Raw genomic sequence first — 19,991 nt, forward strand, 5'->3', positions numbered from 1 at the left:
AGGCATCTGGTACGTCCGTCACGAAAGGGCTATGACTGCCCTTTTGCTGGATGGGGTGCAGTGCCCAGGCCCCCGCCTGGACACGAATCAATTCAAGCGGGTTCCATGCCCTGGCGGCGCTTGGCCGCTGCGGCCTCAGGCGAAGCCATGAAGGCCAGCAGACGCTGCACAGCATCGGCATGGGCCGAGCCCGCCACCAGGCCGGCCGAGAACACGGTGTCGATGGCAATCGCGGCAGGCAGGCTGCCCACGATGCGGATGCCTTCGACATGGATCAGCTCGCTCAGCTGCTGAAAGCCCAGCGCCACTTCTCCCGAAGCAATCATGGAGCCCACGGGAACGCCGGGCCTGGCCTGCACGATGCGGGACTGGATCTCGTCGGCAATGCCCCAGCGCTCGAACAGCTTTTGCAGCGCCACGCCGCTGGGACCGGTGGAGTAACCGATGCTGGGCGCGGCCAGCACGGCAGCGCGCACGGCCTCCTCAGAGCCGATATCGGGCTGGGCCGCATCGGCAGGCACGGCGACAGCGGTGCTGGAGAGCACCAGATCCACCTTGCTGCCTGCAACCAAACGTCCGGCGGCCTGCAGCTTGTCGATGGCGTTGGAGGCCAAGAAGACCACATCAAAGGCCTCTGCACCGGACTGCACGCGCTGCGCGGCATCCACACCGCCCACGGATTCGATCTGCACCGGCTCGCCGCCCTGCTCCTGCCATGCTGCTGCCAGATCGGCGAGGACCTGCCGGGTTGCCATGGAAGAAATGCCTTTGAGTGCTGCGCTCATGCCGAAAGACTCCTGAAGTGGATGCGGTGGCTGCCCTGCCAGATTCCGCAACCCAGCCTTCAAGGCTTTGCGAGCTACTCCCTCATGCTGCGGGCACACTGCACCGGCAGGACTGGGACGCTCGACAGGGTTTGCGCAAGGGCAACCGTCTAGTCAAAACGAATGAGACTATTGTCGGCAGCCCCGAGCGCCCCTACTAGGCAAGCCCTCCGCTAGCAGCTATGCCATAAAGGCATAGCAAAGTGCTTGCTCATATCACGTATAAATACCTACAAACAGAGTGTGAAGCCAATAAAGAGAAAAGGCCGAATGCTATTTTTTCAATAGCATTCGGCCATCATTGCTGTGCATAAGCAACAGTGAATTTAGTGGTTAACCCTTAATTTAGTCGCCATGGCGTCCATGTCCACGGCCGTGACCATGGCCGCGCCCCCGGTCGTCACGGTCATGCCTGTCCCAGTCACGTCGGTCGTGGCGATCGCCTCTGTCCCAGTGACGATGATCACGGCGATCATCACGCCAGTCGCGCCTGTCGTGATGGTGATGCGGCGGAGGTCCTGCACGCCAATGGGGTGGCGGATTGCGCAGGAAATAGACCGGCTGGCCGCAGGCATGGTAGCGACCGCAGTAACGGCGCCAGTTACGCGAATGGCCGGGCGGTACCCACATGTAGATAGGCTGCACCTGCGGCACTACCGGGCCGCCCCACATCGGCTGGGCATACAGCAGCTGCGGCGGCGCATTGCCGATATTGACCTGACCGTAGACCCCGGGCGCCAGCTGCCCCGAGATGGAGCCGCTGATATAGGCCTGTGCCTGGGCGGCACCCGCTGCGCAAACCAGCGCCAAGGCCGCCAGACTGCGGATGATTGAAGTGCGATTGGACATACCTCTCCATGCTCGATATAGATCACCGTGGGGCCGGCGAGATCGCGCTTCAACCCGGAAACGCTTCAGTCCTTAACGCGCCAGGGCCGGTTCCCGCTGACCGGTATCAATATCGAAGCGTAAAGAGGCGTAATGCGCCGATTCGGCTCAATCGGCTGAACGGGCCGGCCAACCTCTCACCTGATCGCCCCGCCCCATATCTCACCGCCCACAGATGCAGCGCAAACGCGATTGCGCCATGCGCTCAGAGCGCAATCACGAGCATGCTGGACTTGGCCCGTGAGCAACAAGGCAGGAAGACGGTGCAAGACCGTTTTTCATCGTCCGTGAGGTACATGTCTCGATGCTCGGGCTCACCTTCGACCACCCTGGTCAGACAGGTACCGCACACGCCTTGCTCGCACGAGACCGGAATCTGTATACCTGCAGCGGCCAGCGCATTGACCGCCGAGACGCCCTCTGGCACCCGCACGATCCGGCCCAGACCTTGAATTTCTATGTCGAATCCGCTGGAGTCGGCCTGTGAGACCTCCGCAGCAAACAATTCGTAGTGCACGCGATCCGAAGCCCAGCCCAGGCTTTGAGCACAGCCCAGAACCGCATCGATGAGACCTTTGGGGCCGCACACATAAAGATGGTTATCGGCACCGGGACTCTCCAGCAAGGCTGCCAGCTCCAACCCGCCTTGATCATCAAAGTGAAACTGCGCGTGTTCGCCCAGCTCTGCAGCCAATAGGCCATGGAACGCCATCCTGTCGCGGCTACGTGCTGCGTAGTGCAGACGAAAGCCGCGTCCCAGTGCCTGCAGGCGACGCGCCATACCCACCATGGGGGTGATGCCGATGCCGCCAGCTATCAGCAACGAATGTGCGGCATCCTCCCGCAGCGCAAAGTGGTTGCGCGGTGCGCTGATCCAGAGCTCGTCGCCCTGCTGCACCGCTGCGTGCATGGTGATCGACCCGCCACGACCCTGCGGACTTCTGAGGACGGCGATCTCGTAATACGCACCCTGCGTATTCATCAATGAGTACTGACGGATAAGGCCATTGGGCAAATGCACATCGATATGCGATCCCGGTGAAAAATGCGGCAACGGCTGTGGCCCAGCAGCTTCCAGCCGGTAGCTGGATATTTCATCGGTTTCCGCCGTTTTCCTCGTCACCTTGACCTTGATTTTTCCCACTGTGGACTCCCCTACCTCATTGCAACACCCCCCGTCAAACTGCCAACCAGCGACAGCAATCGAGGGCCGTAATTGGACTCAAGCTCGCCTTTTGCCACCTGATATGACTGCAGCACGCAATTCATGACGGCAATTTCCGTATTCGGCTCCCGAATCAAGGGAACCGCCACCGCATAAATATCAGGCCTCAAATCACCATACGAATAACAAAAGCGCTTTACTCGATATTCCGCCAAGCTACGCTCCACCGCCTCGCCAAATTTTTCCCATAGCTCGGGGGTTTTCACCTTGGCCTCATTGAGCAAGGCATCCCGCTCCACGGGAGTGCAGGCACATAAATAGGCACGACCAATTGCACTCGAAATCATCGAATGTGCCATCCCTACTTCAGCCATATTGGCTGAGTACACAGAGCGAGCCCTTGCCGTCTCCACATAAACCATTTGCATGCGCTCCCGAAAACCGAGAGACACCGAACCTTGAACCGCATTTGCAAAATCATGCATGGCGGGCCTGGCCATTTGGCGTACCCCGAGATTCGCAAGCAAAGGGTAGGCCAGGGTCAGGATCGCCGGAGCCAGCAGATAGCGGCCCGTATCCTTGTCAGAGCGCAAATAGCCCAATTGCATCAAGGTATAGGTGAAGCGGGAAACCGTCGCTTTCGGCATACCCGTCAACTCCGAAAGCTCCTTGTTGCTCAGACTTCCGCGCTCCGGCGAGAAGCAACGCAGCACATCCATGCCTCTGGCAAGCGTGTAGGCGAACTGTCGATCTGAGGAATTTTTGTCGTCTTTAAGAAGATCGGTCATAGATTGACTCGCTGTGTAGAACGATGTTTCGACATGCGAAACAAAATATATTTTTTGTTCCGATTTCAAAAACAATATATACGTATTCCGGCTTTGCCACCACCCAGTTAGGTCAAACAGAGAACACACCAATCCGACTCCGACCCACGGAATCAAGCCTATCAATAACGCGGAGCTTTCATCTTGAACCACGAAGAAAATCAGCTATTGACATCCACTCAGCCTGAAACCGGGATGGGTGAGTATTTCCGGAGATTCTGGCAACCCGTTTTGCTTTCCTGCGAACTTCCCGAGGCCGATGGATCTCCCAGGAAAGTAAAAGTCCTCGGCGAAAACCTTTTGGCCTTTAGAGATACCGAGGGCTTGGTGGGTCTGGTGGACCATTTTTGCCCCCACCGAGGTGCCAGCCTCTATTACGGCAGAAATGAAGAAGGCGGCATTCGCTGTGTATTTCATGGCCTCAAGTTCGATCGCCATGGTAAATGCATCGATATTCCGATTGCAGCGCCAGGTACCTGCCGTGACAAGCTCGATATCAAGTCCTACCCAACCCACGAAGCGGGAGGCTATATCTGGGCCTATATGGGCCCCAAGGAAGAAACGCCCAATTTTCCAGCCATGGAATTCACCACCCTGCCGGCAACGCATATCTACGTTTCGAAGAAATGGCAGGACTGCAACTGGGCCCAATGCCTGGAAGGCGCCATCGACACCGCCCATTTTTCCTTTCTTCACATGGTCATTGCCAAGGACGAAGAAGAAGCACTGAGCAAGCTGCAGCACGCAGCCATCGGCGCGCAATCCGCCCAGAACGCACGCATCCGCTGGGTCAAGGACGACCCGATGCCCAAATTTGAGGTACTGGAAACCGATGTAGGCCTGACGATTGGTGGCGCGCGCAAGGCCGACGACGACGATCTGTACTGGCGTATTGCCCAGTTCATGCATCCCAACCATGCTCTGGTGCCGAGTGCCTTTCCTGGAGAGAACTACCACGGCCAGACCTTTGTGCCCGTCGATGACCACTCCTGCTGGATCTACACCTACACCTGGAACCCCGATCGCGCGCTGAGCGATGAGGAAATCGCCCGCTGCAAGATGGGCCATACCGTGCACGCGCAAGTCGACGAGAACTACGTTCCTCTGCGCACCAAGGGCAATGACTACCTGATTGACCGTGCCGCCCAAAAAAGCCATAGCTTCACGGGCATCGAGGGCGTCTCCGAGCAAGATGCTGCCATTCAGGACAGCCAAGGCTCGATTGCCGACCGCACCCGTGAGCACCTCTTTCCGACCGATGTGGGCGTTGCGCGCTTTCGTCGCCACATGCTGCAAGCGGTGCGTGCGCTGAAGGAAACACAGCAAGCCCCCAGGGCGACAGCCCATGCCGCGTCATACAAGATGCGTTCCGGCGGCTGGGTGGCGCACAGGGACAAGAGGCTGCACGAAGTGATGGTCGAGCGCTTCGGCCATCAGCAGGGCATCGTGGCGTGAACACGATCGCCAGCAGCCTCAAGCAAAAGCTGCAATCCGGCCGACAGGTCGTCGGCCTGTTTTGCTGCACCTACAGCCCACAGATCTCCGAAGCCCTTGGCGAAATAGGTCTCGACTTTCTGCTGTTCGACAACGAGCACACGCCTAACAATGCCGTCAACCTTCATGCACAGCTGTGCGCCCTCAAGGGTTGCGGCACCGAAGCCGTGCTGCGCCTGCCCATGATCGACGAGTTCACGATCAAGCTCGCGCTGGACCTGGGCGTGCGTTCGCTGATGCTCCCCAACGTCAAAACCCCGGAAGAAGTGCAGCGCCTGGTGCGCTACGCCTACTACCCGCCCCTGGGACAGCGCGGGATCGCCGGCTCGGTGCGAGCTGCCCGATACGGCAGAAACCAGCAGTACCTGCAAGAGGCCAACCAACAGACCTCACTGATCATTCAGATCGAATCGCTGCAGGGCGTGGAAAACCTCGAAGCAATTCTGCAAAGCAGCAGCCATGTCGATGCCGTTTTTCTCGGCCCGCATGATCTCGCCGCAGACATCGGCCTGCTGGGCCAGCCCCGGCATGAGCGCGTGGTGGCGCTTTGCGTCCAGGCCATACAGACCGCGACTCGCCTGGGCAAGGCCTCGGGCATTTTGTGCGGGCCACCAGACATGGCCGTTTTCCAGGAGGCTGGAGCCCGCATGTTTGTGCCGGGCTCCGATATGGGCGTGCTGCTGAACTCCGCAGTCCAACTGCTTCAACGATTCGAAGAGCTCGCAAATAAAAGGAGATGACGATGCAATATTCCATAGAGCCGATCAACGACAGCGAGGTCTTTCTGGCAAAGGAGTTGCTGGAGCAAATGATCCGCATACGTCTGCTGGAAGAGAGAATCGCGGACCTGCGCAAAAGCGGCGAAATTCAGGGCTCCGTTCACCTGTGCATAGGCCAGGAGGCGATCTATAGCGGCTCCTGCGCTGCCCGCCAACCCGGCGATCGTGTGTTTTCCACCTATCGCGGCCATGGCTGGGCCCATGCCTGCGGCGTTCCAGCCGAAGCCATCCTGGCGGAATTGCTGGCCCGTGAGACCGGGGTATGCGCGGGCCGTGGCGGCTCTGCCTACTTCAGTGCGCCTGAATGGGGCTTTTTTGGCGAAAACTCCATCGTCGGCGCCGGTGCCCCCATAGCTTGCGGCGCCGCCTTGGCCAGCACGATGGCCAGGGACGGAAGCCTCACCATCACCGCCTTCGGTGATGGGGCAATGAATCAAGGAGGCGTTTTCGAGGCGATGAACTTTGCCTCATACCTGAAATTGCCAGTGATTTTTCTGTGCGAGAACAACACCTATGCCGAGCTGACACCGATTGCCGACACCGTGCGCGATGCCGCGCTTTTCAAGCGTGCCCGCGCCTTCGGCATGGACGGTGTACGCATCGATGGCAACGACATCCTGGGCGTCAAGCAATGCATGGAGCATTTCGCTCAGAAGGTGCGCAATGGCCATGGGCCTGTGCTCATCGAAATGATGACGCAGCGCCTGGTGGGCCACTACATCGGCGACATGCAGAGCTACCGCACGGTCCGTGAAATTGCCGATGCCAAGCTACATGAGCCCATCTTGCGCCTGGGTCAGCGCCTGCAACTCAGCGGTGTGTCCGATGCCGAGGTGCAGAACATCCACCTCAATGCCGCCACCCATATCGACGCGGCCACTGCCAGGGCACTGAGAGCCCCCCTGGCCTCTACCGACACCGTGATGGAACACCTCTATGCAGCATGAACAAACCACATCGACCCTACAACTGAGCTACGCCAAGGCCATCAACGCTGCCTTGAACAGAGCCTTGAAGGAAATGCCTGAAACCTTGCTCTTCGGCGAGGATGTGGCCAAACCCGGTGGCGTTTTCGGGGTCACCAAGGATCTGCAAAAGGAGTTCGGCAGTGCACGGGTTTTTGACACGCCGATTAGTGAAACCGCGATGCTGGGCACCGCTGTCGGCGCTGCCATGTGTGGCCTCAGACCTATTGTCGAGATCATGTGGATCGACTTCAGCCTGGTCGCCATGGACCAGATCGTGAATCAGGCTGCCAATGTGCGCTATGTCTCGGCCGGCAAGCTGCAGGCCCCAATGACCATCCGCACGCAGCAAGGCGCCCTGCCCGGCTCCTGCGCCCAGCACTCACAGAACCTCGAGGCCATGTTTGCCCATGTGCCCGGTCTACGGGTCGGGCTGCCGGCGACCGTGCAGGATGCCTACGACATGCTGCTGACTGGCATCGCCTGCAATGACCCGAGTCTGATCATCGAGAACCGGGGGCTTTATCACACTCTGACGGAGCCGGTCACCCTGAACGGCCCGGTGCAAAGCAGCTTTGACGCTCACATCACACGCAGCGGCTGTGACCTGACCATCGTGACCTGGGGCAGCATGCTGCACCGCGCTCATGAGGCAGCGCACGCCTTGCAAGCCGAGCATGGCGTCAATGCCGAGGTCATCAATGCACGCTGGTTGGCGCCTTTCGATTGGCCAACACTGCAGCAAAGCGTGCAGAAAACCGGTCGATTGCTGATCGTCCATGAAGCCAATCTGACCGGCGGGTTCGGCGCCGAGATTGCGGCCCGCGTCCATGCCGAGTGCTTTACCGCTCTCAAAAAACCGGTGGGTCGGCTGGCAACACCGGATATTCGCATCCCCGCAGCTCCGCATCTGCAAGCGGCTGTCATTCCCTGTGCAAAGAATATCATTCAGAAAGCGCGAGAACTGGTCAGTTGATTTCCAATACTCGATAAGCAATGAAGCTCAAGAGCTATTCACTGTTCTACGTATCTCTCAAAATCTGAGATTACACAAAGATCATTTCTTCAATTGCACGCAGCATCGCCACAAAGCAATACCTCATATCAGGAGTCAGCAATAAATTAAATCCAATCTCCATATTTTTGACAGCCATTAAAAAATCTATATCGGAGACACCCCATGAGATTCAACTTCAAACTCTGGCTCATCACCCTTTTCACCTGCACAATTGCGATGACGGGTGCTCACGCCAGTGACGCATATCCAAACAGACCGATCCGACTAATCGTCCCTTACCCTCCTGGCGGGCTCGCTGACACATTTTCGCGCTCACTCGCAAAAAGTATCAGCGACAAACTAAAACAGCCGGTGATTGTAGAAAACAAACCAGGAGCCAATCAGGTGATCGGCGTGGAATCCGTTTTACGGGCACCGGCAGATGGATATACGATGTTTCTCGGCTCCATGACCAGTCTGGCCACGAATATCGGGATCTATCGGCAATTAACTTACGACCCAGCAAAGGACTTTTCTCCAGTCTCAAGTCTGTTTTCATCGCCACTCATCCTCACCGTCCGAGCCGATCTTCCTGCTCATAACGTTGAAGACCTGGTGGCGCTGGCAAGAAAGAATCCCGGCAAGACCAGCTATGCATCGCTGGGAGACGGCGGCAGTCTTCATCTCGCAAGCGAGCTCTTTTCGCAGGCGGCCGATATCAAACTATTGCGTGTGCCCTACAAAGGCAGCGTTCAGGCCCTCACTGATGTGATGGGTGGCAACATCACCATGATCTTCGACGCAGGATCCACGGTGATTCCACAGGTCGAGGGCAAACGGCTGCGCGCACTTGCCGTGACCGGGGACAAGCCCATCCCGGCTCTTGCCGGTATTCCGACGATGAAGCAGGCTGGCTACCCTTCGGTGGATATCAGCGTGTGGTGGGGGCTGGTGGTGCGCAGCGGAACGCCAAAGCCCATCGTGGATACGCTCAACAAAGCCGTCAAAGCGACTCTTGCCAACCCCGAGTTCGCCCAGCCGTTTGTGGGCCTTGGCTTGACGATCGAGTCCAGCTCTCCCGAGCAATTCGGAAATTTCATGCGCGAAGAAGCCAAACGCTGGCCGGCTTTCATGACCAAGATCGGCATTCAGGCTCAGCAGTAAAGCCCGCCATGCTCAACAAAATCCATGCGAATATTCCTTCGGCATTGGCCGACATCTTCGATGGGGCCACTGTTTTGGTCGGGGGCTTCGGGGGAGCCGGCCTGCCCTATGAACTGGTGCACGGACTGATAGACCAAGGCGCCCGCGACCTGACCATCGTGAACAACAACTCGGGAACCGGCCGTGACGGTCTGGCGGCCCTTGTGGATGCCGGACGAGTCAGAAAAATGATCTGCTCCTTTCCCAAAGCGGCAGACCCCAAGTCCGATCCCAATATTTTTCTCCGCTGGTACAAGCAAGGGCGCATCGAGCTGGAGCTCGTGCCGCAAGGCACCATCGTGGAGCGTTTGCGAGCAGCTGCAGCCGGTCTGGGCGGTGTCTACTGCCCGACCGGAGCAGGCACACTGCTGGCCGAAGGCAAGGAGGTGCGCATGATCGGCGACAAGCAATATTTGCTGGAGTTGCCCTTGCACGGGGACTTCGCGCTCATCAAGGCCCATCAAGGCGACCGCTGGGGCAATCTCAGCTACCGCAAAGCCGCGCGCAATTTCAATCCGGTCATGGCCATGGCTGCAAAAGCCACGATCGCTCAGGTTCAGCAAACGCTGGAGCTAGGCCAACTTGATCCGGAGCATGTCGTCACCCCGGGGATTTTTGTTCAACGCGTGGTGAGTATTCCGGGAGCAAATACATGAGCACCTATACCATCAAGGGGCGTAGTCGCCAATGTCTTGCACGGCGCGTCGCCGATGACATTGAGAATGGCTGGTATGTCAATCTAGGAATTGGCTTGCCTGAACTGGTTGCCAGCCATATCAGAGCCGACAAAAGCGTGATACTACACAGCGAAAACGGCCTGCTGGGCATGGGCGGCCCTGCGGCCCCTGAAGCGGTCGACTGGGACTTGATCAATGCAGGCAAGAAGCCGGTAACCCTATTGCGGGGAGGCTGCTATTTCGACCACGTCAGCTCGTTCACCATGATGCGCGGAGGCCATCTCGACCTGTGCATTCTGGGTGCTTTTCAAGTCTCGGAGCAAGGAGACCTCGCCAATTGGTGGACTGGCGACCCTGACGAGCTTCCTGCCGTGGGAGGAGCCATGGATCTGGTGGCGGGAGCGCGCAAGGTTTTCGTGATCATGGATCATTTGACGCGCGACGGCAGTCCCAAGCTGGTATCGCAATGCAGCTATCCACTCACGGGGGCCTCCGTCGTCGACCGTGTCTACACCGACCTAGCGGTCATCGATATCACCCTACAGGGCATGGTCGTGCAGGAAATGGCCGATTCTCTGGATTTCACGATGCTTCAGGAAATCACGCAGGCTCCGTTGCGCGCAGCGCCGGATATGAAGCTTGTTTCCTGCGAGGACAGGAGAAATAGCTTATGACACCCATTCAGCCGTCGGAAGATTATGGTGTACAGGCTCGATATTTTGACTACTTGGCTTCTGGCCAATGGCGAATACCTGTTTGCACCGACTGTGGCAAGAGCATTTTTTACCCGAGACAAATATGCCCTTATTGTGCGGGAAGACATTTTCTTTGGATAGAACCCAAAGGCACTGGCACCATTTATTCCAAAAGCATAATTCCTCGCTCCGAGAAAAATGGCGGAGCATACTGCATCGTGCTTGTCGATATGGACGAGGGTTTTCGAATGATGAGCCGCATGCGCCTCCATCCACCTGATCAGGTTCGTATTGGGATGCGAGTGAAGTCCTTGCTGGCCCATTTCGAGGCTATTGCACAGCCCCAGGTTTTATTCGATCCGATCCCGGGTAATTAAAATGAGAAATATCAATCAGCTGCGCGGTACGGTGGCAATTACCGGAATTGGCCTGGCGGGCATGGGAAATGCCACCGGCTTTTCAGAGATGGAAATATTGGCAAAGTCCGCGCACACTGCCGTGCGCGATGCCGGCCTCAAGATGTCCGACATCGATGGAATTTTTACGGCGAGTTTCAATCGCTTTTTGCCAACACTCTCCGTCGCCGAATACCTTGGCATCAATCCTACCTATATGGACAGCACGAATATTGGTGGAAGCGCCTACGTCAGCTGTCTAAAAAATGCAGCAATGGCTTTGAACAGCGGTGCATGCAATGCGGTGCTGGTTGCATACGGAAGCACCGCTTTTTCTGCTTCTGACTTTCGCCAGCAGATTGCTGCGCGCGCTCAGCTTGAGCCGCAAGTCTTTGAGGCACCTTACGCACCGTTCAACCCCGCGACCTCCTATGCGTTAACTGCAGCGAGGCATATGCATGAATTTGGAACCAGCCGCGAGCAGCTGGCCAATGTTGCAGTCGCCGCAAGGCAATGGGCGCAAGCCAATCCGCTGGCCTTTCGTCGTGAGCCATTGGCGGTCGAAGACGTGCTCTCGGCACGCATGGTCAGTGACCCGCTGACCACCCTCGATTGCTGCTTGATCACTGACGGCGCAGGCGCTTTCGTCATGACCCGCGCGGACCGGGTTGGCCCTGGCGCAGAACCACCCGTCTATGTCCTGGGCGTGGCTGCCTCACAGACACATAGGCAGATCTCCTGCATGCCGGACCTCACGTCCACCGCGGCCCGCGAGTCAGGCGCTCAGGCGTTTGCCATGGCCGGGCTGTCCCCTAAAGACATACATGCCGCACAACTCTACGACGCCTTCACGATCAATGTTCTGCTCTTTCTGGAAGATCTGGGCTTTTGCGCAAAAGGCGACGGAGGGGCATTCATTGCAGAAACGGGTATCGGCCCTGGCGGGGCGCTTCCCGTGAATACCAACGGAGGTGGCCTATCTTGCGTGCATCCCGGCATGTACGGGATATTCACCGTCATCGAGGCCGTTGAGTTGCTTCGTACGAACGGTCAATCACGCGGGCTTCAAGCAGTCGATGCCGTGCTTTGCCACGGCAACGGGGGAGTTCTCGCCAGCCAATCCACGGCCATATTAGGTACGCAAGCCGCGCTCTAGATGCGATCAAAAGCTCCATGCCCTCAACAACAACCATGCTTAAAGCCAACCACCCGTTGGAGGGTTCTGCCAGCTACTTGCAGGACTGCACTGGCAGCCGAAATGCGCCCTCTTGATCACGCCCACTTCATAAGCCGTTGCGCCGAAGAGATCAGTGCGCAATGAAAACTGGCAGGCTCAGCACGACAGCCTATTTGATCGTCTGACCCTGCAGGCCTTTTTTCAGGATCAGGTCCACCACGGGCTGCTCGCGCTTGTTGGCACGCATGCAGTGATCCTTCTGGAAGTGGTCTGTGACCCTGATCACCCAGCGCGCCCAGCGCTTGTTCTCGCGTTCGCGCCAGGCATGCGATGAGACGCTTTCCCAGGCATAGCCGTTGAGCACGGCGGCATTGACGAAATGGTCCAGCGCGCGCACTCCGGCCCTGCCCCGCTCCGTCTTGCCGAACAGGCCGACCCAGCAAAGAATCAGCCAGCCCACGACCGCAAGCGGCACAACGGCGCACATCAACACAAAACCTGCCAGGCGCTCCTTCATGCAGCCTCTCTCTTGCGCAACTTGATACGTACCCCATTTTCGGAGCGAATCGTCAGCCGTCCCACGGGCTGCGGCACATGGCCTGGTGCAGGCAGAATCTCATAGCGCTGCAGCAGGCAGGCCAGAATCAGGACCGCTTCCTGCAGCGCAAATGCAGCGCCCAGGCAGACACGCGGGCCCATGCTGAAAGGCATATAGGCATGTTTGATCGCCTCCTTGTCTTCCTCGCGGTCAAAGCGATCAGGATCGAAGGCATCGGGGTTCTGCCACCATTTGCGGTGGCGTTGCAGCAGCCAGGGCGCCACCACCACCGTGCTGCGCTCCTTCAGTTGCTTGCCCCGGATGGGGCAGGATCGCACGTTCTCCCGCGCAAAAAAGCCCACTGGCGGAAACAGGCGCAAGGTCTCGCGAAAAATATTCCAGACCCGCGAGAAGCTCTTCATATCGCCCTGCTGCGGCAGACGATCGCCGGCCACCTCCAGCACCTGCTCGTAGGCACGCTGCTGTATGTCGGGAGACTGGGACAGCAGATAGCTGGCCCAGGTCAGTGCGCTGGCAGAGGTTTCATGCCCTGCCAGAAACAGCATGGCAACCTGATTGACCAGCTCTTCCTCGTTGAAAGGCTCGCCCGTATTCGGATCCTTGGCCTGCATGAAGGCGGCAAGAATATCCTCCTGCTCCTCGGCCTCGCCCCTCAGATGCGCCTCATAGCGCGGCTTGATCATGGCGTGCAGCAGGCCGCGGATCTCCGTCGCGGCCTGGTTGCTCTGCCAGCGATACCAGGGCATGGTCAGCCAGCGAACGCCGAACAAAGCCGGCAGCATGAGCTTGGGAGCCAGCGCCTGGTAGCGCGCAAAGGCTTCGAAGATGCGGTGCGCATCGGGCCCCTGCAAGGGCGTGGAAAAAATCGTGCGGAAAATAATGTCGGCGGTGACATGAGTCATCTCGATCTCGATGTCGTAGGGCTGGGCCTCGTCCACGGCATCCAGGCGCTCCAGCATGGCTTGCGCGGCACCCAGCATGCGCGGGAACGCGACGTTCACGCGGGCCTGGGCAAACGCCGGGTTCATCATGGTGCGCTGACGCTGCCACTGCTCGCCATTGGTCGTAAAGATGCTGTCTCCCAGCAAGGGCTCCAGCGACTCGTGCAACAGATGACTCTTGGGAAACTGCTGCGCCTCGCTCTGCATGACTCGCTTGACTTCCTGGATGTCATTGAGCATGTAGAGATCCACGCCGGGCAGATGGACCTCGCCCATCTGCATGCTGTAGCTGCGCTCGAACAGCGCGTCCATCCAGGAGCGCCGCGCATGCCAGAACATGCGCAGCTTCGATGTCTGCTCAGGGTGGGGTTTGGGATAGGCGGGGCAGAAACGACTCATCGCACCAATTTCCTCTCTATATAGTCACGCATCGGACCGGCGCTGGTGAGCAACTCGAAATAGTCATAGGCACCGGCAACTTCGCCGGCCATCAGATACTGAAAATGCATGCGCATCTTGTTCCTGCGCAACCAACGGTAGGTTGTCGACAAAAACAGCTTGTGAAAACGCGGGGAGCACATCGCCTGCGGGTTGAATCCCCACTGCGGCCGGCGCTTGCCGGAGTCGATAACGGGACTGGCGGCCTGGGTCTCATTCTTGCGTCCATCCTCGCGCAATGACAGCCCCACCACATCGCACATGCCGAAGCACACGCTGTCGCTGGGGGAAGAAATATCGGCCCAGTACACCGCTTCGTCCACGGCAATCTCGCGCAAGGTCTGCCGCAAGGCACCGGCGCCGGGAAACAGCCCGAACAGCGGAATGCAATTGCCCAGGGTGACCAGATTCACCAGCGGCCTGCGCGAAGGCTGCAAGGATAAGGGACTTTCTGCCAGTTTCCGGCTAAGTGCCTGAGTCAACTTCAAAGCCTGCACGCTGCCCACGCTGAAACCGACCACCACCACTTCGCGCCAGCGCTGCTGCTGCAGGGCCTGCGCTACCTCGGCGGCCATGGTCTCGATGCGCGCATCGAGCACGGGAAAGGTTTCCCGGGAACTGACATGGGCAAAGTTCAGAATCCTCAGAAGCCAGCTGATATGCAGATAGCCATCCAGCACCAGACCGCCCCAGCCGAAGGCAGCGACCGCCGCCAGCATCAGCGCGGCTGCGCCCACTGGCGGCAAGCCGTCCCACGCACTGACAAGCATTGAGCCCATGCCCAGTCCGGCCAACAGCACCAGCAGCATGTAACACAGCGGATACATCAGCGCCCACAGGGTAAAGCGCGCCTGCTCACGCACGGGTTTTAGCCACTGCCTCAGATTCCAGATAGAGACATAGGTGCCCACGGCCTGGCGGAAAACCTCTGCCCGACTTGAAGGCCAGTGCAGACGGACCTGATCATGCCAGTCGAAAAAAACAAAATCGGCGCTAGCCGAGTTTCCGGAATCGGTCTGAGAGACTTTCCAGCGTGAATGCAGCGATTTCTCCTGCCCATGCTCCCCGGCGCTCCATTTTTCTCTGCCGCCAATCGCGTATTTTCGATCCGCAGAAGCCACCGGCTGCTTTTGCGCCTCGGCGCGCATCAACTGGTGATAGTGCCTTGCACCGCGCGGATCAAAGCCGCCCATGAAGATCACGAGGCGTTCTCCATCCCCTCTCTTCTCGGAAGGCTCGAATGAGATGTTCTTTTCGCTGCTAGTCATTGGCCCCCTCCATACCAAGGCTTATTCGACAGAGGCGACCCCCTGCAGCATGGAAGGCATGGCATCTTTCTGATTGGCCGGCCTGGAAACAAAGACTGGCTCCGCAGCCTCTTCGGGCCAGAGTACAGGATCCACCGACAGGCCGCCGCCCCACAGGCGCTGGGCCATCTGTCCATCCAGCGCAGCCCCGCAGCGCCAGGAAACCGCCGACAGCCGGCGATAGAAACTGCCATTGATCTGCGTGCACTCTATCAATGCCTTGCGAAAGCGCGAGAGCATTTCCTGATCAGGCACCGCCTGATGGGCCCGAAACCAGAAGTCCCTCATCTTGCCCTGATAGGTCAAACCTTCAAGGTCATACAAGGCATTGCCGCAGACCTTGACGGGAGCACCATGACCCAAGGCCGAAAGCCCGGTCGTGCTGTTGACCAGCACCACGCCCTTGGCGCTCTTGAGCAAGGAAGGCAAGTGTTGATCATGGATATAGAACACCTTGCCCTGCAGACCATGCCGCCGCGCCAGCAGATGAATGATGTTGGCGTAGTTCCGGTGTCCACGGTCCATGGGGTGGTGCTTGAAGACCACCACGTCGTCCGCAATCGACTTTCCACCTTCAGGCACGCCATTCGTGCGCTCCAGCGCCTGAGCCCGGGAAAACGAGTGCAGCACGTGATTGATGAAATCCGTCACGAAATCATAGTTCGAGTGAACCACGATCTGGGCATCGTTATAGACCTGCAAGGGAGCCAGAAAGAATTTCTTGCGCAGATCACCGAGCAGCAGATTCTCTGTCTCCTTTTCCGTGCGCCGATACCAGAATTTACGCAGATAGCTCAGCCACCACCAGGGAGCATCGCGCACCGTCATGCTTCGGTGATGCAGGGCGTTATTCCAGAACCACTGGCCCAGCCAGGCTGCAAAAAAATACAGCATGCCCCACATGGCCGAATGCCAGAACGAGTTTCCGACTTTCTTCCACGACTCTGTCGCCGGCCCGTTTGAATGAGAACGCGGCAGCACGTCTTCCTGCTGCGTCCTTTGTTTCAGCCATATGGCCAGTCTCTTTTCGAAATGAGAATGTCCATTCACGCCCATGGGCTCAAAAGTGATGTGATCGGGCCGCAGATAACCTTCTTCAAACACCCCGAAGGCGCAGCCCAGACGCTCGGTCATGGAGCGCACGCAGGCATGGACGGGCCTGCAATCGCCGAACAGCAGCACGGCATCTATCCGGTGCCTGATGATGAAGGCCTCCAGCACCTCAGGCCACTGCGTCAGTTCTCCGCGAAACGAATGCGCCTTGCGCGGGTAGAACAGCCAATCCCCGGCATTGAAGTTGAATTTGAAGACAGTCGCCCCCACCGAGCGCAAGTCCTTGGCCAGGTTCCAGAAAAAAGGCCCTACCGGGCCTTGCAGCAACAAAACACGTTTAGACGCAAATCCACTCTTGTTCTTCATGCGTACGGGACTGCGGGCTGTCAGGCCGCTTGGTATTTCTATGGAGGCGTCATGAAGCATGACCCCTGTATTTTAGGGGTTTCACCGGAAGACGCCCGCGCACATCACTGCACGTTGACAACAAATCGATGAAAAATAATTGCAAAAAAAGGTAAGTGTCACCAGTCCGACAAAATCGACTTCAGCAGCACCCTGCTTTTGCGCCATTGCCGCCGCAGCCAGCCAGACTTCAAGCCTTGCAAACCGCCAGATTGCTCCAGCGCCGTGCGTTGCTCCAGCAAGCGCCTGAGCACCGCCTCGCAGCTGGTGTAGCCCCTGAGCACCGGATCCCAATACAAGGGATAGTGCAGCAGCGCCCCCGCAACCAACTCATCCAGTGACAGCGGGCGGCTTCGGCGCGGCACGGGCAAGTGATCCTGCGTCAGGCCCCAGCCTGCATAGAACGGGCGCCCGTGCACAACCACCTGCTTGTTGCGCAGCAAGGCATCAAAGCCTGTCAACGAGGTCATGGTCACCACCACATCGCAAGCCTCTATGCAGCTGACCACCGAAGCGCCCCGCTCAATGTGGTCGGCATGCTGCAAGGCCAAAGCCGGCTCGACATGGCCTTTGCGATTGCCGCTGCTCACATCAGGGTGCGGCTTGAAGACGATGAATGCTTCCGGAAACGCTGCGCGCGCCGCCTGGATCAGACCCAGATTCGTGCAGACGCCATCGGCATCGCAGCCAAAGCGAATGGAGGCATCATCTTCCACCTGACCTGGCACCAGCACCACCTGCCGACCGGCCTGCGGACGGTCCTTGTGGAACCAGCCCACCGGGCGATTGGGCTCCAGGTTGTACTTGGTGATGCCATGCTCGACGATAAAGGCACGCACATTGCGCGCACGCTGCAGATCCTGCGCCGTGAATGCCCGGGTGTTGAGCAAATCCTCGAGCTCCGAAGGCTGACCAGGGTCGAAATAAATGCCCTTGGCATCCAGCACAAAGGACTGCGGCGGGATCAGATCGGAGCCCAGGCCCACGGAGCGGACAAAGCCATCCTCCATGCGCAGCAGGCGCACGCCCGCTGCATCCGCCAACTCCTGTACACCTGCCGGCGGCACCCGGCCCCAGCAGACCAGGCAATCATCATCAGCAGGCTGCAAAGCCCCGGCTGCAGCAGCATTCTTGACAAAGACCACCTTGCCGGGATACAGGGACAGCATGGCCTTCACGTTCGCGGCCTTCCAGCGTCGAAAGCCCACCACAATCATGCGTCCGCCAAAGCGCCTGGCCACCTGGCGCTGACGCTGCAGCCAGTCCATCACATCCAGTACATCGCCACGTTGCCGGGTCTCCGGATTCAAATAGCGGGTGTAGTGCATATAGCCGGCTGCAAACAACTCGTCCACCGAGCGTCGGCGACCGGAGCGACGCAGCATGGCGGCATGCTGGGGCTGGCGATCATCCGTCTCGCCCCAGCCCGCATACCAGGGAACGCCAAAACAAACCAATGGCTTGTTTGCCAGCAAGGCCTCGAAGCCCATGGTCGAACTGACCACATAGACCTTGTCCATCTGTGCAATCAGACTCATCGGATTGACGGCGTCGCGCAGCACCATCGTACGGGCATCGGGCTGCACGCCCGTCAGATAGCCGCCCTTGCGGCCCGAAGTCACCTCGGGATGGGTCTTGACATAGACCGTGGCCCGCGGGTTTTCGGCCAGCGCAGCGGCCAGCATGGCGTCAAAGGTAGCGGCATCCGCCCCGCCCTTGGCCACGCTCATATCGCCCGCCGTCTGGTCCACCACCAGCACCCGCTGAACATCGTCGCTGCGCAGCACGCCCTCCGGCAGATCAGGAGCGTGGTTGTATTTGCTAAGCGCGGCGGAGAGCAGCTTCTCTCTGGCCTGCTGCACCAGCGCGGCATCCGCAGCCAGCAGATTGACATCGCTGCAAAGCAGGCGCTCCAGTGCACTGGGCCGCGTGCAGTCGTAGTAGATGCCCGCGTCATCGACCACCAGCGACAGCGGCGGGAAATGCTCGCCAGTGCCAAAGGAGCGCAGAAAGCCATCTTCCAGCGCCACATAAGGCAGGCCATGCTTGCCTGCATAAGCTATGGCTTTGCGGGTGCTTGGGCGCAGGCCCCACCCGGCCACAGCATCCACATCAGAACGAAGCCAGGACGAAAGGCGTGAGACATCAGCTCCCGCCAACCTATCAAGGAAAGGGATTCTGCCAATGCCCTTCGAGAGAATCCCGAACCTCATATCAAACTGCCGGAGAAGATTCGCCCTTCAGACCATAGATCTGAAGGACGCCCGTCACTTGACCTCCGCCATTCTTCACAACCAGAGCTCCCACCTCTTTTTCCCTCATGAAGGCTTCGGCTTCTGCAAATCGAACCTCTTCACCAATCGTCAGGGGGTTCGATGACATCATCTGCTGAGCACTCAGAAGCTTCACATCATCCTGCACACCGAACGCCCTGCGCAGGTCGCCATCAGTGATGATGCCTTGCAGCGCTTCGCCATCCATCACCAAAGTCAGTCCCATGCGGCCATAGGTGATAGAGGTCACCACATCGCGGAACGATGCATCGGGGGAACATACAGGCAACGGACCTTTTTGCATGGCGTCGCATACGCGCGTCAGCAGGCGGCGCCCCAGGCTCCCCCCGGGATGGAAGCGCGCAAAATCTTCTGGCTGGAAGTCGCGCTTTACCGTCAAAGCCACCGCCAGGGCATCGCCCATCGCCAGCGTATTGGTGGTGGAACTGGTTGGAGCCAGATTGTTCTTGCAAGCTTCACGTTCAACCCCAACATCCAGCACAACATGCGAATGGCGTGCCAGTGTGGACTCCATCTTGCCAGTCAGTGCAATGATCCTGTTCTCCTGATGTTCCAGGAACGGGAGAATGCGCAGCACTTCTTCCGTTTCGCCCGAATTGGAAATCAGCAGTGCCACGTCGATGGGCTTGATCATGCCCAGATCTCCGTGGAATGCTTCTCCCGGGTGCACAAAAAAGGCTGGCGTTCCGGTGGATGCGAGCGTAGCGGCAATCTTCTGCCCAATGATGCCGGACTTGCCCATGCCCACCACCACTACACGCCCCTGCATGGCCAACACCATCTCCACCGCATCGTTGAAACGGTCATCCATACGCGAGCGCATGCGGCGCAGTGCTTCAATCTCTATGTCCAGCGTCTCCTGCGCAATGGCCAAAGCATCGCCAGCAGTATCGTTCTTCACTTTCATG

General features: G+C 58.6%; 19 protein-coding genes. 9 read left to right on the plus strand and 10 right to left on the minus strand.

Going from position 1 to position 19,991, the window contains the following annotated elements; genetic code table 11:
- Positions 1-92: 92 nt before the first annotated feature.
- The 4 genes from DJFAAGMI_RS07890 to DJFAAGMI_RS07905 form a co-directional block, all read right to left on the minus strand.
- The gene (locus tag DJFAAGMI_RS07890; protein ID WP_211456604.1) at positions 93-785 is read right to left on the minus strand and encodes a substrate-binding domain-containing protein; all 693 of its coding nucleotides are present in this window, start codon (positions 783-785) and stop codon (positions 93-95) included.
- A gap of 384 nt (positions 786-1,169) precedes the next feature.
- Positions 1,170-1,673 carry a hypothetical protein gene (locus DJFAAGMI_RS07895; RefSeq protein WP_043003747.1) on the minus strand — a complete coding sequence of 168 codons (504 nt, stop codon included), beginning with the start codon at positions 1,671-1,673 and terminating at the stop codon, positions 1,170-1,172.
- A 244-nt stretch (positions 1,674-1,917) separates the two neighbouring features.
- The gene (locus tag DJFAAGMI_RS07900) at positions 1,918-2,856 is read right to left on the minus strand and encodes a PDR/VanB family oxidoreductase (protein ID WP_211456605.1); all 939 of its coding nucleotides are present in this window, start codon (positions 2,854-2,856) and stop codon (positions 1,918-1,920) included.
- A gap of 11 nt (positions 2,857-2,867) precedes the next feature.
- Entirely contained in the window at positions 2,868-3,665 is a 798-nt protein-coding gene (locus DJFAAGMI_RS07905) for an IclR family transcriptional regulator (RefSeq protein WP_211456606.1), read from the minus strand.
- Positions 3,666-3,899: 234 nt separating this feature from the next.
- Here DJFAAGMI_RS07905 and DJFAAGMI_RS07910 point away from each other — a divergent pair, with 234 nt between their 5' ends.
- The 9 genes from DJFAAGMI_RS07910 to DJFAAGMI_RS07950 all read left to right on the plus strand — a co-directional run bounded on the left by DJFAAGMI_RS07910 (position 3,900) and on the right by DJFAAGMI_RS07950 (position 12,065).
- On the plus strand, positions 3,900-5,159 hold the full coding sequence (locus DJFAAGMI_RS07910; protein WP_249334064.1) for a Rieske 2Fe-2S domain-containing protein: 1,260 nt from the start codon (positions 3,900-3,902) through the stop codon (positions 5,157-5,159).
- On the plus strand, positions 5,156-5,938 hold the full coding sequence (locus DJFAAGMI_RS07915; protein WP_211456607.1) for an HpcH/HpaI aldolase family protein: 783 nt from the start codon (positions 5,156-5,158) through the stop codon (positions 5,936-5,938). The genes DJFAAGMI_RS07910 and DJFAAGMI_RS07915 overlap by 4 nt, the downstream gene beginning before the upstream one ends.
- Positions 5,939-5,940: 2 nt before the next feature.
- Entirely contained in the window at positions 5,941-6,924 is a 984-nt protein-coding gene (locus tag DJFAAGMI_RS07920; RefSeq protein ID WP_211456608.1) for a thiamine pyrophosphate-dependent dehydrogenase E1 component subunit alpha, read from the plus strand.
- The gene (locus tag DJFAAGMI_RS07925; RefSeq protein ID WP_211456609.1) at positions 6,914-7,918 is read left to right on the plus strand and encodes an alpha-ketoacid dehydrogenase subunit beta; all 1,005 of its coding nucleotides are present in this window, start codon (positions 6,914-6,916) and stop codon (positions 7,916-7,918) included. Before DJFAAGMI_RS07920 ends, DJFAAGMI_RS07925 begins: the two co-directional genes overlap by 11 nt.
- 204 nt (positions 7,919-8,122) lie before the next feature.
- The gene (locus tag DJFAAGMI_RS07930) at positions 8,123-9,103 is read left to right on the plus strand and encodes a Bug family tripartite tricarboxylate transporter substrate binding protein (protein WP_211456610.1); all 981 of its coding nucleotides are present in this window, start codon (positions 8,123-8,125) and stop codon (positions 9,101-9,103) included.
- 8 nt (positions 9,104-9,111) lie between these two features.
- Positions 9,112-9,798 carry a 3-oxoacid CoA-transferase subunit A gene (locus tag DJFAAGMI_RS07935; RefSeq protein WP_211456611.1) on the plus strand — a complete coding sequence of 229 codons (687 nt, stop codon included), beginning with the start codon at positions 9,112-9,114 and terminating at the stop codon, positions 9,796-9,798.
- Complete coding sequence (locus tag DJFAAGMI_RS07940; protein WP_211456612.1) at positions 9,795-10,493, plus strand: 3-oxoacid CoA-transferase subunit B; 699 nt, start codon at positions 9,795-9,797, stop codon at positions 10,491-10,493. The genes DJFAAGMI_RS07935 and DJFAAGMI_RS07940 overlap by 4 nt, the downstream gene beginning before the upstream one ends.
- The gene (locus tag DJFAAGMI_RS07945) at positions 10,490-10,891 is read left to right on the plus strand and encodes a Zn-ribbon domain-containing OB-fold protein (RefSeq protein ID WP_211456613.1); all 402 of its coding nucleotides are present in this window, start codon (positions 10,490-10,492) and stop codon (positions 10,889-10,891) included. Before DJFAAGMI_RS07940 ends, DJFAAGMI_RS07945 begins: the two co-directional genes overlap by 4 nt.
- Before the next feature lies 1 nt (position 10,892).
- Positions 10,893-12,065: an acetyl-CoA acetyltransferase gene (locus tag DJFAAGMI_RS07950; protein WP_211456614.1), complete on the plus strand. Its 1,173-nt coding sequence runs from the start codon at positions 10,893-10,895 to the stop codon at positions 12,063-12,065.
- Positions 12,066-12,255: 190 nt separating this feature from the next.
- Here the strand turns inward: DJFAAGMI_RS07950 and DJFAAGMI_RS07955 are convergent, their stop codons facing one another.
- From DJFAAGMI_RS07955 to DJFAAGMI_RS07980, 6 genes are all read right to left on the minus strand, one after another.
- On the minus strand, positions 12,256-12,603 hold the full coding sequence (locus DJFAAGMI_RS07955; protein ID WP_003054158.1) for a hypothetical protein: 348 nt from the start codon (positions 12,601-12,603) through the stop codon (positions 12,256-12,258).
- Positions 12,600-13,985: a cytochrome P450 gene (locus DJFAAGMI_RS07960; protein ID WP_211456615.1), complete on the minus strand. Its 1,386-nt coding sequence runs from the start codon at positions 13,983-13,985 to the stop codon at positions 12,600-12,602. Before DJFAAGMI_RS07960 ends, DJFAAGMI_RS07955 begins: the two co-directional genes overlap by 4 nt.
- Positions 13,982-15,172, minus strand: a complete 1,191-nt coding sequence (locus DJFAAGMI_RS07965) for a hypothetical protein (protein WP_249333913.1) — start codon at positions 15,170-15,172, stop codon at positions 13,982-13,984. The genes DJFAAGMI_RS07960 and DJFAAGMI_RS07965 overlap by 4 nt, the downstream gene beginning before the upstream one ends.
- A gap of 141 nt (positions 15,173-15,313) precedes the next feature.
- Positions 15,314-16,750, minus strand: coding sequence for a capsule biosynthesis protein (locus DJFAAGMI_RS07970; RefSeq protein ID WP_249333915.1), 1,437 nt, complete (start codon positions 16,748-16,750; stop codon positions 15,314-15,316).
- A gap of 158 nt (positions 16,751-16,908) precedes the next feature.
- The gene (locus tag DJFAAGMI_RS07975) at positions 16,909-18,900 is read right to left on the minus strand and encodes a capsular polysaccharide biosynthesis protein (protein WP_349305222.1); all 1,992 of its coding nucleotides are present in this window, start codon (positions 18,898-18,900) and stop codon (positions 16,909-16,911) included.
- A 103-nt stretch (positions 18,901-19,003) separates the two neighbouring features.
- Entirely contained in the window at positions 19,004-19,990 is a 987-nt protein-coding gene (locus DJFAAGMI_RS07980) for a KpsF/GutQ family sugar-phosphate isomerase (RefSeq protein ID WP_211456619.1), read from the minus strand.
- Position 19,991 lies beyond the last annotated feature (1 nt).

The organism is Comamonas brasiliensis, from assembly GCF_018292285.1.
GTDB lineage: Bacteria > Pseudomonadota > Gammaproteobacteria > Burkholderiales > Burkholderiaceae_C > Comamonas > Comamonas brasiliensis.

What these genes read in the sequence shown, in the direction of transcription:
- DJFAAGMI_RS07935 (WP_211456611.1), top strand. Translation starts at nt 9,112, where the DNA reads ATGCTCAACAAAATCCATGCGAATATTCCTTCGGCATTGGCCGACATC.
- DJFAAGMI_RS07970 (WP_249333915.1), bottom strand. Translation starts at nt 16,750, where the DNA reads ATGAAGAACAAGAGTGGATTTGCGTCTAAACGTGTTTTGTTGCTGCAA.
- DJFAAGMI_RS07965 (WP_249333913.1), bottom strand. Translation starts at nt 15,172, where the DNA reads ATGCGCGCCGAGGCGCAAAAGCAGCCGGTGGCTTCTGCGGATCGAAAA.
- DJFAAGMI_RS07960 (WP_211456615.1), bottom strand. Translation starts at nt 13,985, where the DNA reads ATGAGTCGTTTCTGCCCCGCCTATCCCAAACCCCACCCTGAGCAGACA.
- DJFAAGMI_RS07905 (WP_211456606.1), bottom strand. Translation starts at nt 3,665, where the DNA reads ATGACCGATCTTCTTAAAGACGACAAAAATTCCTCAGATCGACAGTTC.
- DJFAAGMI_RS07950 (WP_211456614.1), top strand. Translation starts at nt 10,893, where the DNA reads ATGAGAAATATCAATCAGCTGCGCGGTACGGTGGCAATTACCGGAATT.
- DJFAAGMI_RS07910 (WP_249334064.1), top strand. Translation starts at nt 3,900, where the DNA reads ATGGGTGAGTATTTCCGGAGATTCTGGCAACCCGTTTTGCTTTCCTGC.
- DJFAAGMI_RS07980 (WP_211456619.1), bottom strand. Translation starts at nt 19,990, where the DNA reads ATGAAAGTGAAGAACGATACTGCTGGCGATGCTTTGGCCATTGCGCAG.
- DJFAAGMI_RS07895 (WP_043003747.1), bottom strand. Translation starts at nt 1,673, where the DNA reads ATGTCCAATCGCACTTCAATCATCCGCAGTCTGGCGGCCTTGGCGCTG.
- DJFAAGMI_RS07945 (WP_211456613.1), top strand. Translation starts at nt 10,490, where the DNA reads ATGACACCCATTCAGCCGTCGGAAGATTATGGTGTACAGGCTCGATAT.
- DJFAAGMI_RS07920 (WP_211456608.1), top strand. Translation starts at nt 5,941, where the DNA reads ATGCAATATTCCATAGAGCCGATCAACGACAGCGAGGTCTTTCTGGCA.
- DJFAAGMI_RS07930 (WP_211456610.1), top strand. Translation starts at nt 8,123, where the DNA reads ATGAGATTCAACTTCAAACTCTGGCTCATCACCCTTTTCACCTGCACA.
- DJFAAGMI_RS07940 (WP_211456612.1), top strand. Translation starts at nt 9,795, where the DNA reads ATGAGCACCTATACCATCAAGGGGCGTAGTCGCCAATGTCTTGCACGG.
- DJFAAGMI_RS07925 (WP_211456609.1), top strand. Translation starts at nt 6,914, where the DNA reads ATGCAGCATGAACAAACCACATCGACCCTACAACTGAGCTACGCCAAG.
- DJFAAGMI_RS07955 (WP_003054158.1), bottom strand. Translation starts at nt 12,603, where the DNA reads ATGAAGGAGCGCCTGGCAGGTTTTGTGTTGATGTGCGCCGTTGTGCCG.
- DJFAAGMI_RS07890 (WP_211456604.1), bottom strand. Translation starts at nt 785, where the DNA reads ATGAGCGCAGCACTCAAAGGCATTTCTTCCATGGCAACCCGGCAGGTC.